15 protein-coding genes and 2 pseudogenes are annotated in these 15,133 nt (G+C 75.3%); 16 read left to right on the top strand and 1 reads right to left on the bottom strand.

The features are described 5' to 3' along the window. A pseudogene (locus OF117_RS18920) lies at positions 1 to 778 on the bottom strand (cytochrome P450); the annotation flags it as partial. Between the two features lie 240 nt (positions 779 to 1,018). Here OF117_RS18920 and OF117_RS18925 point away from each other — a divergent pair. From OF117_RS18925 to OF117_RS19000, 16 genes and pseudogenes are all read left to right on the top strand, one after another. Continuing rightward, positions 1,019 to 1,381, top strand: a complete 363-nt coding sequence (locus OF117_RS18925; RefSeq protein ID WP_263554400.1) for an HNH endonuclease — start codon at positions 1,019 to 1,021, stop codon at positions 1,379 to 1,381. A 104-nt stretch (positions 1,382 to 1,485) separates the two neighbouring features. Beyond that, on the top strand, positions 1,486 to 3,648 hold the full coding sequence (gene thrS, locus OF117_RS18930; protein WP_263554401.1) for a threonine--tRNA ligase: 2,163 nt from the start codon (positions 1,486 to 1,488) through the stop codon (positions 3,646 to 3,648). Further along, positions 3,645 to 4,238: an HIT family protein gene (locus OF117_RS18935; RefSeq protein WP_263554402.1), complete on the top strand. Its 594-nt coding sequence runs from the start codon at positions 3,645 to 3,647 to the stop codon at positions 4,236 to 4,238. The genes thrS and OF117_RS18935 overlap by 4 nt, the downstream gene beginning before the upstream one ends. Further along, entirely contained in the window at positions 4,238 to 4,852 is a 615-nt protein-coding gene (pgsA, locus tag OF117_RS18940) for a phosphatidylinositol phosphate synthase (protein WP_263554403.1), read from the top strand. The genes OF117_RS18935 and pgsA overlap by 1 nt, the downstream gene beginning before the upstream one ends. Next, positions 4,849 to 5,883 carry a phosphatidylinositol mannoside acyltransferase gene (locus OF117_RS18945; protein ID WP_263554404.1) on the top strand — a complete coding sequence of 345 codons (1,035 nt, stop codon included), beginning with the start codon at positions 4,849 to 4,851 and terminating at the stop codon, positions 5,881 to 5,883. The genes pgsA and OF117_RS18945 overlap by 4 nt, the downstream gene beginning before the upstream one ends. 13 nt (positions 5,884 to 5,896) lie before the next feature. Further along, positions 5,897 to 7,123 (top strand): glycosyltransferase family 4 protein, encoded by a 1,227-nt coding sequence (locus tag OF117_RS18950; protein ID WP_263554405.1) that lies wholly within the window; start codon positions 5,897 to 5,899, stop codon positions 7,121 to 7,123. A gap of 11 nt (positions 7,124 to 7,134) precedes the next feature. Continuing rightward, positions 7,135 to 7,680 (top strand): LemA family protein, encoded by a 546-nt coding sequence (locus tag OF117_RS18955; protein ID WP_263554406.1) that lies wholly within the window; start codon positions 7,135 to 7,137, stop codon positions 7,678 to 7,680. A 97-nt stretch (positions 7,681 to 7,777) separates the two neighbouring features. Next, a complete protein-coding gene (pdxS, locus tag OF117_RS18960) occupies positions 7,778 to 8,671 on the top strand; it encodes a pyridoxal 5'-phosphate synthase lyase subunit PdxS (protein ID WP_263554490.1) in 894 nt (297 codons plus the stop codon). Further along, complete coding sequence (locus OF117_RS18965) at positions 8,668 to 9,792, top strand: DUF1624 domain-containing protein (protein WP_263554407.1); 1,125 nt, start codon at positions 8,668 to 8,670, stop codon at positions 9,790 to 9,792. The genes pdxS and OF117_RS18965 overlap by 4 nt, the downstream gene beginning before the upstream one ends. A gap of 256 nt (positions 9,793 to 10,048) precedes the next feature. Further along, positions 10,049 to 10,717, top strand: a complete 669-nt coding sequence (gene pdxT, locus OF117_RS18970) for a pyridoxal 5'-phosphate synthase glutaminase subunit PdxT (protein WP_263554408.1) — start codon at positions 10,049 to 10,051, stop codon at positions 10,715 to 10,717. Next, entirely contained in the window at positions 10,714 to 11,475 is a 762-nt protein-coding gene (locus tag OF117_RS18975; RefSeq protein WP_263554409.1) for a YebC/PmpR family DNA-binding transcriptional regulator, read from the top strand. Before pdxT ends, OF117_RS18975 begins: the two co-directional genes overlap by 4 nt. Before the next feature lie 169 nt (positions 11,476 to 11,644). After that, positions 11,645 to 12,211 (top strand): crossover junction endodeoxyribonuclease RuvC, encoded by a 567-nt coding sequence (ruvC, locus tag OF117_RS18980; RefSeq protein WP_263554410.1) that lies wholly within the window; start codon positions 11,645 to 11,647, stop codon positions 12,209 to 12,211. Positions 12,212 to 12,275: 64 nt separating this feature from the next. Continuing rightward, positions 12,276 to 12,917: a Holliday junction branch migration protein RuvA gene (gene ruvA, locus OF117_RS18985; protein WP_263554411.1), complete on the top strand. Its 642-nt coding sequence runs from the start codon at positions 12,276 to 12,278 to the stop codon at positions 12,915 to 12,917. Positions 12,918 to 12,969: 52 nt separating this feature from the next. Next, positions 12,970 to 14,136, top strand: coding sequence for a Holliday junction branch migration DNA helicase RuvB (gene ruvB / locus OF117_RS18990; protein WP_263554412.1), 1,167 nt, complete (start codon positions 12,970 to 12,972; stop codon positions 14,134 to 14,136). 152 nt (positions 14,137 to 14,288) lie between these two features. Continuing rightward, positions 14,289 to 14,621 carry a preprotein translocase subunit YajC gene (yajC, locus tag OF117_RS18995; protein ID WP_263554413.1) on the top strand — a complete coding sequence of 111 codons (333 nt, stop codon included), beginning with the start codon at positions 14,289 to 14,291 and terminating at the stop codon, positions 14,619 to 14,621. Between the two features lie 14 nt (positions 14,622 to 14,635). Beyond that, positions 14,636 to 15,133, top strand: a pseudogene (locus tag OF117_RS19000) (protein translocase subunit SecD); the annotation flags it as partial.

Genomic DNA, 15,133 nt, shown 5'->3' on the forward strand with positions numbered 1-15,133 from the left:
CCGCGTTGCTGATCAGGTGGTAGGTGGTCTCGTAGCCGGCGGTGACGAGCGTCAGCACCATGGTGACCAGTTCGTCGTCGCTGAGCCGGTCGCCCTCCTCCTCGGCCCGGATCAGGCCGGTGAGGATGTTGTCGCGAGGATCACCGCGGTGCCGCTCGACCAGCTCGCGGACGAAGTCGATCAGCGCGGTGATCTCCGCGGTCCACCGGTCCTCGCCGATGCGCTCCGTCTCACCGACGGCGACCTGCGCGCCGCGGTGGAAGCGTCGCTTCTCCGCCTCGTCGACGCCGACCATCTCGCTGATCACGGTGAGCGGGATGGGGAGGGCGAACTCCTTCTTCAAGTCGACGCGGCCGCGGGGTTCGAGCTCGTCGAGCAGTCGGCCCGCGAGCTCGCGGACACGGTCGGCGAGGTGCTCGATCGCCCGCACGGTGAAGGGCTTGGCGACCAGCTTGCGCAGCCGCTTGTGCTCCTCTCCGTCCTTCATCAGCATCGACGCGGCCGACAGCAGCCGGAGGTGCTCCGGTAGCTCGGCGGCCATCGCCGAGCCGCCGCCCCCGGGCGAGCGCGGGAAACGCGGGTCGCGCAGCAGCGCCTTGCAGTCCTCGTACCGCGACACCAACCACACGTCCCGCTCGGTCAGGTAGGCCAGCCGGCCGCGGTACACCGGCGCGTTCGCCCGCAGCCACGCGTAGTGGCCGTGCGAATCGGCGCGGAACTCCGGGCTCCCGACCGTGATCGGGTGGCGGACGGTCAGCGCGGTCTGCGTCGTGGACACGGCGTACCTCCTCGTCGGTCCCCCGTGCCGGAGCCGGAGCGGGTGCGGTGCCCGGCGGAACCGGCGCGTCCGCACGACCCCAGCGTCCCCCAGGACGGGGGAGAATGGGAGGCGATGCCCCGCCGCTGAGCCGCCGTCCCCGCCGCCGCCGAGGACGCCGCCGTCGAGGACGGCACCGAGGACGCCGCCGAGGATGGCCCGGCCACGTCGGCGACCCGCGCGCCCGGGCGCGCCGAGCGGTTGCGGGCGGTCCTCGACCGCGACGGCCCGTCCTGCATCTGGTGCGCCCGCGCGTTCACCGGCCAGGTGCTCCCGACGACCGAGCACGTCGTCCCCCGGGTCAAGGGCGGACCGTCCTGGCTGGAGAACGAGGTGGCCGCCTGCCGCCGGTGCAACGGCGGGCGCGGCCACCGCGGCCCGGTCGAGTGGCTGGAGGAGTGCCGCCGCCGCGGCTGGGAGCCCGACGAGGCGCGCCTGCGGCGCGCTCTCGATGCGCTGGCCGGGGCCATCGCCCGGCGCGGTGGCCAGCGCCGCGCGCGGCCGTACCTCGACGCGCAGGCACGCCGGCTGCGCCGGCAGCGGCCGGTCGCGCAGGCGCGGTGACCGCCGTTCCCGGCGAACGTCCCGGGGCCGTCCGCGGCGCGCACTACCCTTCCCCTGTCCGACCACCGCCTCCGGCGGCACCCGCCCGACCCCTGGGAGCGCCCGTGTCCACCCCGCCCTCGCCGACCGCCGTCACCCCGCTCCGGGTGCCGGCCGGGACGAGCGCGCAGCAGGCCCTCAAGGACGCGGGAGTGCCGCTCAAGGGTCCCGACGGCGCCGTCGTCGTCCGCGACGTCGCCTCCGGCGAGCTGAGGGATCTCGCCTGGACCCCGGACGGCGACGCGCAGGTCGAGCCGGTGCCGGCTGCCAGCCCCGAGGGGCGCGCGGTCATCCGCCACTCCACCGCGCACGTGCTCGCGCAGGCGGTGCAGGACCTCTTCCCCGGCACCCGGCTGGGCATCGGGCCGCCGGTCGAGAACGGCTTCTTCTACGACTTCGACCCCCGGCGGCCCTTCACACCCGAGGACCTGCAGGCGCTGGAGAAGCGGATGCAGGAGATCGTCCGGGCCGGGCAGCGCTTCGCCCGCCGGGAGATCACCGACGCCGACGCCAAGGACGAGCTGGCGCACGAGCCGTACAAGTTGGAGCTGGTGTCGCTCAAGGGCAGCGGCGACGGCGTCGAGGCCGCCGAGGGCGCCTCGGTGGAGGTCGGCGGCGGTCAGTTGACCATGTACGACAACCTCGACGCGCGCACCGGCGAGCGGGTCTGGACCGACCTGTGCCGGGGACCGCACCTGCCGCGCACCAGCGCCATCCCGGCCTTCAGCCTCACCCGGTCGGCGGCCGCGTACTGGCGGGGCAGCGAGAAGAACCCGCAGCTGCAGCGCATCTACGGCACCGCGTGGGAGAGCAAGGAGGCGCACAAGGCCTACGTCGAGCAGGTCGCGGAGGCCGAGCGGCGCGACCACCGCCGGCTGGGCGCCGAGCTGGACCTGTTCAGCTTCCCCGACGAGATCGGCTCCGGCCTGGCGGTGTTCCACCCCCGGGGCGGCGTCGTCCGGCGGGAGCTGGAGAACTACAGCCGGCAGCGGCACGAGCAGGCCGGCTACGAGTTCGTCAACACCCCGCACATCAGCAAGGGGCAGCTGTTCACCACCTCGGGGCACCTGGAGTGGTACGCCGAGGGCATGTACCCGGCGATGCACCTCGACGAGGAGCGCGACGCCGAGGGCAACCTGCGCCGGCAGGGCCAGGACTACTACCTCAAGCCGATGAACTGCCCCATGCACAACCTCGTGTTCCGCTCGCGCGGCCGGTCCTACAAGGAGCTGCCGCTGCGGATGTTCGAGTTCGGCACGGTGTACCGGTACGAGAAGTCCGGCGTGGTGCACGGGCTGACCCGGGCCCGCGGCTTCACCCAGGACGACGCGCACATCTACTGCACGCCGGAGCAGATGCAGGGCGAGATCCGCTCCCTGCTGCGGTTCGTGCTGGACCTGCTGGCCGACTACGGGCTCAGCGACTTCTACCTGGAGCTGTCGACCCGGGACCCGGAGAAGTCGATCGGCCGCGACGAGGACTGGGAGCGGGCGACCGACGCGCTGCGGGAGGCCGCCGAGGCCAGCGGGCTGGACCTGGTGCTCGACCCGGGCGGGGCGGCCTTCTACGCGCCGAAGATCTCCGTGCAGGCGCGCGACGCGATCGGCCGGACCTGGCAGATGTCGACCATCCAGGTCGACCTCATGCTGCCCGAGCGCTTCGACCTGCAGTACACCGCCGCCGACGGCACCCGGCAGCGGCCGGTCATGCTGCACCGCGCCCTGTTCGGCTCCATGGAGCGGTTCTTCGCCGTGCTCACCGAGCACTACGCGGGCGCGTTCCCGGCGTGGCTGGCCCCCGTGCAGGTCGTCGGCATCCCGGTGACCGACGAGCAGGTGCCCTACCTGCGCGACGTCGCGCTGCGGCTGCGCGAGCGGGGTGTCCGGGTCGAGGTCGACGACTCCGACGACCGCATGCAGAAGAAGATCCGCACGGCCAGCAAGCAGAAGGTGCCGTTCGTGCTGATCGCCGGGGCGACCGACGCCGAGGCCGGGGCGGTCTCCTTCCGCTACCGCGACGGGTCGCAGCGCAATGGTGTCCCGATCGCCGAGGCGGTCGAGCAGGTCGCCGGCTGGGTGGCCGCCCGGCACAACGCCGACCCGACGGCCGGCACCGGAGCCGGGCCCGGCACCGGAGCCGGGCCCGGCACCTCGGCCGGTACCTCGGCCGGTACCGCGGCCGGCACCGCCCTGCCCGCCGCCGCCGAGCGCCCGCAGGGGACCGGATGATCGCGAGCGCCTCGGAGACCCACCGCGTCGCCACCCCGGCCGGCGACGGTGGGCCGACGACGGTCTTCGAGCACCTGTGGACGCCGTACCGCATGGCCTACATCCGCGGCGAGGGCAAGCCGACCGGCTCGCACGACTGCCCGTTCTGCGTCATCCCCGACCTGCCCGACGCCGAGGGACTCGTGGTGGCCCGCGGCACCACGGTCTATGCCGTCCTCAACCTCTACCCGTACAACGCCGGGCATCTCATGCTGGTGCCCTACCGGCACGTGCCCGACTACACCGACCTCACCGTCGAGGAGGTGGCCGAGTTGGGGGCGTTCACGCAGACGGCGATGCGGGTCGTGCGGTCGGTCAGCGGCGCCCACGGCTTCAACATCGGCATGAACCAGGGCTCGGTCGCCGGCGCCGGGATCGCCGACCACCTGCACCAGCACGCCGTGCCGCGCTGGGGCGGCGACACCAACTTCATGCCCGTCATCGGGCTGACCCGGGTGCTGCCGCAGGTGCTCACCGAGACGCGGGAGCTGCTCGCCGCGGCGTGGCCCGGGACGGCACCCGGTGCCCCGCGACCGACGGGGGAGGTCTAGTGCGCAGCGATGCCGCGCGGCCCCGCGTCGCCCGCGCGCTCGCCCCCGTGGTGGGCGGGCTCGGCCGGGCCGGAGTCACCCCGGACCTGGTCACCGTGACCGGCACGCTCGGCGCGATCACCGCGGCCGTGGGCCTGATCGCCACCGGGCAGCTGTTCTGGGGCGCGTTCGCCGTCACGCTGTTCGTGCTGCTGGACATGCTCGACGGCGCGCTGGCCCGCGCCCGCGGCGGCGGGTCGGTGTTCGGCGCGGTCCTGGACTCCACCGGCGACCGCGCCGCGGACGCCGCGATCTTCGGGTCGCTGGTCTGGTGGTACTCGGGCGCGGGCGCCAACCGGCTGCTGGTGCTGCTCGCCCTGCTCTGCCTGGTCCTCGGGGTGCTGACCTCCTACGTCAAGGCCCGGGCCGAGGGGATGGGTCTGCGCTGCGACGTCGGCCTGGTCGAGCGCACCGAGCGGCTGGTCCTGGTGCTGATCGGCACCGGCTTCACCGGCCTGGGCGTCCCCTTCGCCCTGCACGCCTCCCTCTGGCTGCTGCTGGCGGGCAGCGCGGTGACCGTCGTCCAGCGTTTCGTCGCCGTCCGCCGGTCGGCCGCCGGCCGCACCCTGCCGTGACGGGGCCGGTCGACGCCGTCGCCGTCCCGCGCCCGGCCCGGGCGGTCGCGGACCGGGGCGCCGCCGCCCGGCTGTCCGCCCGGCTCACCGACGTCGGCTACGCCGCCGGCTGGCGGGCGGTGCGGATGCTGCCGGAGCCGGTCGCCCGGGGCGCCTTCGACCGGGCCGGACGGCGGGCGGCCGGGCGCGACGGACGCGGGGTGCGCCAGCTGCGGGCCAATCTGCGGGTCGCCACCGGCGGCCGGCTCGCCGCCGCCGAGCTCGACGACCTCACCGTGCGGGCGGTGCGCTCCTACGCGCGCTACTGGCAGGAGGTCTTCCGGCTGCCCACCCTCGGCACCGAACGCATCCTCGCGGGCACCGAGGTCCGGGGCATCGAGCACCTCGCCCGGTGCCGCGAGCAGGGCCGCGGCATCATCGCCGCCCTGCCGCACAGCGGGAACTGGGACGCCGCCGGTGCCTGGTTCGTCGACTGGCTCGACGGGCCCTTCCTGACCGTGGCCGAGCGCCTGCGGCCCGAGTCGCTGTACCGCCGGTTCCTCGCCTACCGCGAGTCGCTGGGCATGCGGGTCGTGCCGCTCACCGGCGGACCGCGGCCGAGCTCGGCCGTGCTGCGCGAGTGGCTCGCCGCCGGCGGTGCGAGCTGCCTGCTGGTCGACCGCGACCTGGGCAGCGGCGGGGTGCCGGTCAGCTTCTTCGGGCGGCCGGCGACCATGCCCGGCGGTCCGGCGGTGCTGGCCGACCAGACCGGCGCCGGGCTGTTCCCGGTCGTCGGCCGGTTCGACGGCGACGGCTGGCAGCTCGACGTCCTCCCCGAGGTGCCCCTGGACGGCGGACCGCGGCTGCGCGACCGGGTGGCCACCGCGATGCAGGCCGTCGCCGACGCGTTCACCGCGGGCATCGCCGAGCGGCCCGAGGACTGGCACATGCTCGGCCGGATCTGGGCCGACGTGCCGGCGGATCCGCCGCGGCGCGCCGCGGCCGGCCGGCCGCGCGAGGACGACGGCCGACCGCGGGAGGACGGCGGCTGATGTGGACCGGCCCGTGCGCATAGGCATCGTGTGCCCGTACCAGTGGGACGTCCCCGGCGGCGTGCAGTACCACGTGCGCGACCTCGCCGAGACGCTGCGCGGCATGGGCCACCACGTCGAGGTGCTCACCCCCGCCGAGCGGGAGGAGTCGCTGACCGACCCGTGGCTCACCTTCGCCGGGCGCACGGTGCCGGTCCCCTACAACGGCTCGATGGCCAGCGTGCAGTTCGGCCCGGTGTCGGCCGCGCGGGTGCGCCGCTGGCTGCGGGAGGGGCACTTCGACGTCGTCCACGTGCACGACCCGGCGCCGCCGTCGGTGGGCCTGCTGGTCTGCATGATGGCCGAGGGGCCGATCGTGGCCACGTTCCACGCGGCCGCCGTGCGGTCGAAGTGGCTGGCCGCGTGGGGACCGGTGATCCGCCCGTGGCTGGAGAAGATCAGCGGCCGGATCGCGGTCTCCGACTTCGCCCGCCGGCTGCAGGTCGAGCACCTGGGCGGCGACGCGGTGATCATCCCCAACGGGGTCCACGTCCAGGCCTTCTCCGCCGGCCCCCCGTTCGCGGGCCACACCCGCGGTGTCGACGGGCCGACGATCGGCTTCGTCGGCCGGTACCGGGAGCCGCGCAAGGGCCTGCCGGTCCTGCTCGAGGCCATGCGTGCGGTCGTCCGGGCCCACCCCGGTGCGCAGCTGCTCGTGGCCGGGCGGGGGGACGCCGGGGAGTTCCGGGAGCTCGTGGGGGAGGACCTGCGGCCGCACGTCCAGCTGCTCGGTGAGCTGTCCGAGGCCGACAAGGCCGCGTTCCTCCGGTCGGTCGACGTGTACTGCGCCCCCAACCTGCTCGGCGAGTCCTTCGGCGTGATCCTCATCGAGGCGCTGGCGGCCGGGGCGCCGATCGTCGCCAGCGACCTGGACGCCTTCGCCTCGGTGCTCGAGGGCGGCACGGCGGGCGTGCTGGTACCCCGCGGCGACGCCCGGGCCCTCGCCCGCGCCCTGACCGCGCTGCTGGCCGACCCCGCCCGCCGCGCCGAGCTCGCCGCCCGGGGGCCGGCCGTCGCCGCGGCCTACGACTGGGCGGTGGTCGCCCGCCGCATCCTGGCCGTGTACGAGACCGTCCTGCCGCCGGGCGGGGGCGAGGTCACCGCCGGTGACGAGCCGGCCGGCGGTGCCGCCGAGCTCACCGTCGACCCGCGGCCCGCCCGCGACGCCGCGGACCGCCTGACCCGGTGGGCGCGCCGCTAGCCTGGGGTGCCGTGACACCCGAGGTCTGGTTCCTGCTGGCCGGCCTCGCCGTCCTGCTGCTGGCCTGGGCCGGCTGGACCCTCACCCGGCTGCGGCGGCTCGAGGTCCGCGTGGACCGGGCCTGGACGACGCTCGACGCGCAGCTGCAGCGGCGGGCCGCGCTGGCCGAGGAGCTCGCGCGCTGCCATCCCGCTGCGCTGGGGGAGGAGCACGCGGCCCGGCTGGCCGCCGCCGCCGGCGAGGCGCGCACCGCCGGCGCCGGTGACCGCGAGCTCGCCGAGAACGGCCTCGGCCGGGCGTTGCGCGAGCTGCCCGGCGACCTGCCCGGCGTGCCCGCGGCGCTGCGGACCGAGCTGGCCGGCACCGCGACGCGGGTGGTGCTGGCCCGGCGGTTCTACAACGACGCCGTCCGCGACACCCGGGAGCTGCGCGGCCGGCGGCTGACCGTCCTCACCCGGGTGCACGCCGGGCGGCCGCTGCCACGCTTCTTCGACATCGACGACCGGCTGGGCGCAGTGGCGAGCAGCACCGACGGGGCCGGCCGCACCCACGAGTGATCGCCGTAGCATGAGGTGAGTCCCTCCCGTCGATCCTCCGAGGCAGCATCCCGTGGCGCAGCACCAGACCCCCTCCCCAACCGGTAGCCCGAACACCCTGCCGGCGAGCACCGTCACCGGTGGCGACACCGTCAAGCGCGGCATGGCCGAGCAGCTCAAGGGCGGCGTCATCATGGACGTCGTCACCCCCGAGCAGGCCAAGATCGCCGAGGACGCCGGCGCCGTCGCCGTCATGGCGCTGGAGCGGGTGCCCGCCGACATCCGCGCCCAGGGCGGCATCGCCCGGATGAGCGACCCCGACATGATCGACGGGATCATCGGCGCGGTCTCCATCCCCGTGATGGCCAAGGCGCGCATCGGCCACTTCGTCGAGGCCCAGGTGCTGCAGGCGCTGGGCGTCGACTACATCGACGAGTCCGAGGTGCTCACCCCGGCCGACGAGGCCCACCACATCGCCAAGCGCGAGTTCACCGTGCCGTTCGTCTGCGGCGCGACCGACCTCGGCGAGGCGCTGCGCCGGATCGCCGAGGGGGCGGCGATGATCCGCTCCAAGGGCGAGGCCGGCACCGGCAACGTCGTCGAGGCGGTGCGGCACATGCGCGCCATCCGCGCGGGCATCCGCCGCCTGGGCACCCTCGACGAGACCGAGCTCTTCGTCGCGGCCAAGGAGCTGCGCGCGCCGCACGACCTGGTGGCCGAGGTGGCCCGGCTGGGCAAGCTGCCGGTCGTGCTGTTCACCGCCGGCGGTATCGCCACCCCGGCGGACGCGGCGATGATGATGCAGCTGGGCGCCGAGGGTGTGTTCGTCGGCTCGGGCATCTTCAAGTCCGGTGACCCGGCCCGGCGCGCCGCCGCGATCGTGCAGGCCACGACCTTCCACGACGACCCCGACGTCCTCGCCAAGGTGTCCCGCGGCCTGGGCGAGCCGATGGTCGGCATCAACGTGTCCACGCTGCCGGAGAGCGAGCGCTACGCCACCCGGGGCTGGTGATCCCCGGCCGGGACGCCGGCGCCGAGGCGGTGGCGGGCCGGATCGCCGGCCTCGACGTCGCCCGCGGGCTGGCGGTCCTGGGCATGTTCGCCGCGCACTTCCAGCTCGGTGGTGACCTCGTGGCGGCCGAGCCGGCCAGTTGGGGCGGCCTCGCCGACGGCCGGTCGTCGATCCTGTTCGCCACCCTGGCCGGGATCTCGGTCGCGCTGATCTCGGGGCGCACCCGCCCGCCCGTCGGCCTGGGCCTCGTGCGGGCGCGGCTGCGCATCTTCGTCCGCGCGCTGTGGGTGTTCCTGATCGGCTTCCTGCTGGAGCGGCTCGACACCTTCGTCGCGATCATCCTCGGCGTCTACGCGGTGCTGTTCGTGCTGGTCCTGCCCTTCCTGCGCTGGCCGGTGCGCCGCCTGCTGCTCGCCGCGGGTGCGATCGCGGTGGTCGGGCCGCCGCTGGTCGTCGTCCTCGGCCAGCTGCTCACCTCCGCCGGGCTGGCGGAGAACCCCGTCGCCTTCCTCTTGGTCACGGGCTACTACCCGGCCTTGCTGTGGTGGGCCTTCGTGCTGGTCGGCCTGGCGGTGGGCCGGCTCGACCTGGGGGCCGCGACGGTGCGTCGGCGGCTGGCCGCCGCCGGCGCGGCGGCGGCGGTGGCCGGCTACGGGGGCGGGTGGTCGACCACCCGGCTGCTCGCCCGCGGCGTCCCGTCGTCCGGCCCGGAGGTCGGCTTCCGGTCCCCGGTCGGCGAGGTGCGGGTCGTCTGGCTCACCGGGGCCGAGCCGCACAGCGGGACGACGTTCGAGATGGTCGGCTCCACCGGGTTCGCGCTGCTCGTCGTCGCCGGTTGCCTGGTGCTCGCCGAGCGGCTGCCCGCGCTGACCGCGCCGGTGGGAGCGGTCGGCGCGCTGGCGCTGTCGGTCTACAGCGCGCACATCGTGGCCATCTGGGCGCTGCTGCAGCTCGCCCCGCAGGCCGCGCAAGGTCTCGACGTCTGGGTGCTCTTCGTCGCCGGCGCGGTGCTGGCGGCGACGACGTGGCGGCTGGCGTTCGGCCGCGGCCCGCTGGAGCGGCTGCTCACCTGGACCTCGAGCCGGGCCGCCGGCGTCCGGCCCTCGTCGCCGGCGATCTGACGGAGGATCCCGGGAAGGACCTCGAGAAGGACCTCGAGAAGGACCTCGAGAAGGACCCCGAGAAGGACCCCGTCCTCCCCACCCCTCGCAGGCTCAGGGTGGGGCCCGGGACGGGGCCGACCAACCCTTCGCAGGCTCAGGGTGGGGCCCGGGACGGGGCCGACCGACCCTGTCGGAGGCTCGCATCGGCCTGGGGACGGCGGTGCGGCTCGGGCGTCGGCGGGCCGGGCCCGGCGGCGCCGTAGCCTGGGCGGTCGTGTCCACCCCCTCCGCTCGGCCCGTCGTCGGTGTGCTCGCCCTGCAGGGCGACGTCCGGGAGCACCTGGCCGTCCTGCGCGCGCAGGGCGCCGACGCCGTGCCGGTGCGGCGGCCGGCCGAACTCGCCGCGGTCGACGGGCTGGTCATCCCGGGCGGGGAGTCGACGACGATCGTGAAGCTCGCCGACCGGTTCGGGCTGCTCGAGCCGCTGCGCGCCGCCGTCCGCGACGGCCTGCCCGCATACGGTTCGTGCGCGGGGATGATCCTGCTGGCCCGGCGGCTGCTCGACGCGCCGCCGGACCAGGAGACGATCGGCGGGCTCGACGTGACCGTCCGGCGCAACGCCTTCGGCCGCCAGGTCGACTCCTTCGAGACCGACGTCGACGTGGCGGGTGTCGAGGGCGGCCCGATGCACGCGGTGTTCATCCGCGCGCCCTGGGTCGAGGAGGCCGGGCCGGGCGTCGAGGTCCTCGCCCGGGTCGTCGGCGGACCCGCCGACGGTAAGATCGTCGCGGTGCGCCAGGGGGACGTCCTGGCCACGAGCTTCCACCCCGAGATGACCGGGGACCGCCGGGTGCACGCCCTGTTCGTGGACGTCGTGCGCGACCGCCTGGCGCGCAGGGCCGGCGCCGACCGCGGTGCCGGGGGACGAGGAGGAGCCAGATGAGCGGCCATTCCAAGTGGGCGACGACCAAGCACAAGAAGGCCGCCATCGACGCCAAGCGCGGCAAGCTCTTCGCCAAGCTGATCAAGAACGTCGAGGTCGCGGCCCGGACCGGTGGCGGTGACCCGGCGGGCAACCCGACGCTCTACGACGCGATCCAGAAGGCCAAGAAGTCGTCGGTCCCGAACGACAACATCGACCGGGCGGTCAAGCGCGGCGCGGGCCTGGAGGCCGGCGGGGTCGAGTACCAGACCATCAGTTACGAGGGTTACGCGGCCGGCGGCGTCGCCGTCCTCGTCGAGTGCCTCACCGACAACCGCAACCGGTCGGCGTCCGAGGTGCGCACCGCGATGACCCGCAACGGCGGGTCGATGGCCGATCCGGGGTCGGTGTCCTACCTGTTCTCCCGCAAGGGCGTCGTCGTGGTGCCCAAGGCGCAGGAGTCCGGGGAGATCGACGAGGACGCCGTGCTGCTGGCCGTGCTCGACGCCGGCGCCGAGGAGGTGCGCGATCTCGGCGACACCTTCGAGGTGGTCAGCGAGCCCGGCGACCTCGTCGCCGTGCGCTCGGCGCTGCAGGACGCCGGCATCGACTACGACTCGGCCGAGGCCGGCTTCGTGCCCAGCACGACCGTGGAGCTCGACGAGGAGACGGCCGGCAAGGTCTTCCGGCTCATCGACGCCCTCGAGGACTGCGACGACGTGCAGAACGTCTACGCCAACTACGACGTCTCCGACGAGGTGCTCGAGAAGGTCGGCTGACCCCGGGCTCCACCAGGGCATTGGAAGCTATGCCCCCGCGGATGAGGGCCGAAAGCCGGGGCAAGGCTTCCTATGCCCTGGAGAGGGCGCGGCGTGTTGCGGCGGTCCCCTGTCGGTGCGGGCGGTTAGCGTGGGTCGAACGTGCGTTCGGTCCGGGCGGGAGGCGGCCATGCGGGTGCTGGGCATCGACCCGGGGCTGACCCGGTGCGGCTGGGGTGTGGTCGACGGCCGCCCCGGTGCAAGACCGACGGCAGTGGGCGTCGGCGTCGTCCGCAGCTCCGCCGAGCTCGACCTCGAGCTGCGGCTGCTGGAGCTGCACACCGCGATCACCGCGCTGCTGCGCGAGCACCGGCCCGACGTGGTGGCCATCGAGCGGGTGTTCACCCAGAACAACAAGGGCACGGCCACCGGCACGGCGCAGGCGGCCGGGGTCGCGGCGCTGGCCGCGGCGCAGGCCGACCGGCCGGTCGCCTGGCACACCCCGAGCGAGGTCAAGGCGGCCATCAGCGGCAGCGGCCGCGCGGACAAGGAGCAGGTCACCCTCATGGTCACCCGGGTGCTCGGGCTGGCGAGCCCGCCCAGGCCGGCCGACGCCGCCGACGCGCTGGCGCTCGCCGTCTGCCACGTGTGGCGCGGCCCGGCCCAGGACCGGTTGCGGGTCGCCGCGCTCGCCCGCGGCATCGGCGCACCGGTGACCGCGGGCACGCTGCCGCGCTGGACGGGGGTGCCGCGGTGACCGGACGGTCGGCCGGTACGGCCCGACGCCGCCTCGACCGGCGATGCGGGACGGGAGCGCAGCAGTGATCGCCAGCGTCAACGGCCGGGTGGCGGCCGTCTCGCCCGACGGCGCCGTGGTGGAGGTGGGCGGCGTCGGCCTCGCCGTCCAGTGCACGCCGGGGACCATCGCCCGGCTCACGGTGGGGGAGCCGGCCCGGCTGTCGACCAGCCTCGTCGTCCGCGAGGACTCGTTGACGCTCTACGGCTTCGCCGACGACGACGAGCGGCAGCTGTTCGAGCTGCTGCAGACGGCGAACGGCGTCGGCCCACGGCTGGCCCAGGCCGTGCTGGCCATCCACCCGCCGCGCGAGGTGCGCCGCGCGGTCACGATGGGCGACCTCAAGGCGCTGATGCAGGTGCCCGGCATCGGCAAGAAGGGCGCCGAGCGGCTGGTGCTCGAGCTGCGCGACCGGCTCGGCGCCGGCGCGGCCGACACTGCGGCCGACGCCGCGTCGCTGCCGGCCGGTGCGACGCCGATCACCCCGGTGGCGCCGTGGCGCGACCAGCTGTCCGCCGCGCTCGTCGGGCTGGGCTGGAGCGGCCGCGAGGCCGACGGCGCGATCGCGGCCCTCGCCCCGGTGGCCGACGAGCAGCAGGTCACCACCGGCCGGGTCGACGTCGCCGTCCTGCTGCGGCAGGCCCTCCAGCTGCTGGGCCGGTCGTGAGCCGCCCGACCGGCTCGGCCACCTCAGCTCCGGCCCGCCCCGGGAGGCGGCGGTGAGCGCGCCGTTCGACCGGCCGCTCACCGCGGACGCCACCGACGGCCTCGGCCGGGACGCCGTCCCGCTCGCGTCGGGCGCGGTCTCCCCGCAGGCCGGCGACGACGAACGGGTCGTCGAATCGGCGCTGCGGCCGCACTCGCTGGCCGACTTCATCGGCCAGCCGAAGGTCGCCCGGCAGCTCGACCTCGTCCTCGAGGGCGCCAAGCGCCGCGGCCGGCCGCCGGACCACGTGCTGCTCTCGGGCCCGCCGGGGCTGGGCAAGACGAGCCTGGCGCTGATCATCGGGTCCGAACTGGGCACCTCGGTCAAGATCACCAGCGGACCGGCGATCGAGCGGTCCGGCGACCTGGCCGCCATGCTGTCCAACCTCGGGCCCGGCGACGTGCTGTTCATCGACGAGATCCACCGCATCGCCCGGCCGGCCGAGGAACTGCTGTACATGGCGATGGAGGACTTCCGGGTCGACGTCGTCGTCGGCAAGGGGCCCGGCGCCACGGCCATCCCGCTGGAGATCAACCCGTTCACCCTGGTCGGCGCCACCACCCGGGCCGGCCTGCTCACCGGGCCGCTGCGCGACCGGTTCGGCTTCGTCGGGCAGATGGAGTTCTACGAGGTCGCCGAGCTGCAGCAGGTCCTCGCGCGCAGCGCCGCGCTGCTCGGCGTCGAGCTCACCGACGAGGGGTCGGCCGAGATCGCCGGTCGCTCGCGCGGCACGCCGCGGATCGCCAACCGGCTGCTGCGCCGCGTCCGCGACTTCGCCGAGGTCAGGGCCGACGGCCGGGTCACCCGCGAGGTCGCCCGGGCGGCGCTGGCGCTCTACGACGTCGACGAGCTGGGGCTCGACCGGCTCGACCGGGCCGTCCTCGAGGCCCTGGTGGTCCGGTTCGGCGGCGGACCGGTCGGCGTGGCCACGCTCGCGGTGGCCGTGGGGGAGGAGCCGCACACCGTGGAGGAGGTGTGCGAGCCGTTCCTCGTGCGGGCCGGGCTGCTGGCGCGGACCCCGCGCGGGCGGGTGGCCACCGAGGCGGCGTGGCGGCACCTCGACGTCCCGCTGCCGCGCGGCGGGGTGCCGCTGCTGGGCGGCGGGACGGCTGTTCCGGGAGGGACGGGTGGCGCACCGCCGTCCCCGGGTGCGTCGTCAGAGACGCTCTTCGACGCATAGACTCCCCGGTGCTGGCGCGCAATTCGTAGGCCCGCGGCCGTGCGCGCCCCGCCCGGTCGCCTCCGCGCGCCGTACACCGAGACCCCGAGCGGTCCCGCCCCGCGGGACCGCACCCACCGCGGAGCACCACTCGCGGTAGAGAGGCACCTGTCGTGGACGCGTTGTTCCCGTTCCTCCTGCTGGGCCTGGCCGTCCTGCTGCTGTTCGTGCTGCCGGCCCGCCAGCGCAAGCGGATGCAGCAGCAGGCGCAGGCGCTGCAGAACTCGTTGACCGTCGGCACGCCGGTCATGACCACCAGCGGGCTGCACGGAACCGTGGCCGGCCTCGGCGACACCACCGTCGAGCTCGAGGTGGCGCCCGGCGTGATCATGACCTTCGCGCGCCCGGCCATCCTGGAGATCCGTCGTCCGGCCGCGCAGTCCCCCCAGCCCGGCGACGACACGCCCGGTGCGCCCGGCGGGCGGCCCGCCGACGGCACCGTCTGACCCGGGACCGCTCCGTGGCCCCACGCACCCTGCCCGCGCGCCGCTACTTCGGCGCGTTCGTCGTGATCGTCGCCCTGCTCTACGGGTTGATCTACCTCACCGGCACCGAGCGCACCCCGCAGCTCGGCCTCGACCTCCGCGGCGGGACGACGGTGACGCTGACCGCCCGCACGCCGGACGGCCGGCCGCCGGCGCCGGAGGAGCTGGAGCTCGCGCGGCGGATCATCGAGCAGCGGGTCAACGGCCTCGGCGTGGCCGAGGCAGAGGTGGTCACCGAGGGCGACTCGAACATCGTCATCGCGGTGCCCGGGGACGACGGCGAGCAGGCCCGCGAGCTGGGCGAGACCGCACAGCTGCGCATCCGCCCCGTCGTCGAGGGCCCCGCCCCGGCCGCGCCCGCGGCGGAGCCCAGCGACGGTGCCGAGCCGACGGACGCCGCGCAGCCGACCGACGCCGCGCAGCCGACGGACGCCGCGCAGCCGACGGACGCCGCGCAGCCGACGGACGCCGCG

This window comes from Geodermatophilus sp. YIM 151500, from assembly GCF_025716945.1.
Taxonomy (GTDB): Bacteria; Actinomycetota; Actinomycetes; order Mycobacteriales; family Geodermatophilaceae; genus YIM-151500.